General features: G+C 77.7%; 2 protein-coding genes. One reads left to right on the forward strand and one right to left on the reverse strand.

What is annotated here, in order from left to right; genetic code table 11:
• Window positions 1-128: 128 nt before the first annotated feature.
• Entirely contained in the window at window positions 129-674 is a 546-nt protein-coding gene (locus tag ACWNCF_RS02030) for a DUF3108 domain-containing protein (protein WP_449405833.1), read from the reverse strand.
• A gap of 119 nt (window positions 675-793) precedes the next feature.
• Between ACWNCF_RS02030 and ACWNCF_RS02035 the strand changes: the two genes are divergently transcribed.
• A complete protein-coding gene (locus ACWNCF_RS02035; RefSeq protein WP_449405832.1) occupies window positions 794-1,135 on the forward strand; it encodes a hypothetical protein in 342 nt (113 codons plus the stop codon).
• Window positions 1,136-1,191: the final 56 nt, after the last annotated feature.

Genomic DNA, 1,191 nt, shown 5'->3' on the forward strand with positions numbered 1-1,191 from the left:
TGCGCCTGCCGAGCGGCGCGCTGAAGCTGATCGCGACGACAGCGGACGGCAAGAACACACCGTTCGACCTGCCGGCCGCCGCCGCGCAGGATGCGCGCAAGGCGGGCTGGCGCCGCGTGCGCGAGTAGTCAGGGCGGGGCCGGCGCCGGCCCGACGGCGCGCAGCGTCTGCGTGACGCTCGCGGCGCCGTCGTCCATGCGCAGCCGCACCGGCATCCAGCCCCGTTCCGGCGCGAGCCAGACGTCAAGCCGCGCCACGCCGGGCGCCGCCAGCTCGGCCAGGTGCCAGGCGTTGACCGTCCCCGCGGCGGTCGTGACGTCTTCCTGTCCCAGCACCCGGAAGCGCGCGACGCGCAGGTCGCGCGCGCCCGCCACGACGATGTCGACCGACTCCGCCAACTGGTCCGGCGCGGCCAGGCCGATGCCGGCCAGTTGCATCAGCAGCGACGCGCGGTCCTGGATGCCGACGTTGTCCGGGCTTTCCGTACCGGCCGCGCGGAACAGTACGCGGTGGCCGTCGGCGTCGAATTCGGTGACGAGCGCACCGCCATCCGTTTCCTCGCGCGCGCGGCGCGGCGCGATGCCCGCGTCGCCGCTCGCGCCTTCGCTGTGCAGGCGGCCGAGCGGGCCGTCGAGATCCAGCAGATAGCGGTCGCCGTCCGTACGCCATGACAGGTGCGCCGGTGCCGGCCGGCGCCGCCGCGCCGCCCGCCGGCTGGCGCACGACGTCGTACGTGAGCAGGGCGGGGGCGGGCAGGCGGACGTGGTAGCGGCCCGGCATCTGCATCAGCGGCGTGGCGGCTGCCGCGGGGGCGGCAGCGGGGGGCGCGACGGTCGGCGGCGCCGGCTGGGCTGGCAACGCGGACAGCGCCGCGGCGTTGTCGGCGGGTGTTTGTGCGGACCTTTGTGCGGGCGTTGGGGCGGGCGCCGACGTGGCGGCCGGCGTCGGACGCGGGGCCGGGGAGGCTGGTGCGGGCGCCGGCCGCGGCGCCGGTGCCGAGGTGACCGGTGCCGCGGGCCGCGCCGGCACCGCCACGGGGGCCGGCATCAGCCGCACGCTCAGGCCGGTGTCGGCGGGCGCGCGGGCGGACGGCTTCGCGCCATGCGCGGCGACGAGCGCCGGCAGCGCGAGGTGAACCGCGGTAGAGCATGCGCACAGGACCAGGAGGCGCCGGTGCCGGGACAGGACGGC

The sequence above is a fragment of the Massilia phosphatilytica genome, assembly GCF_977014125.1.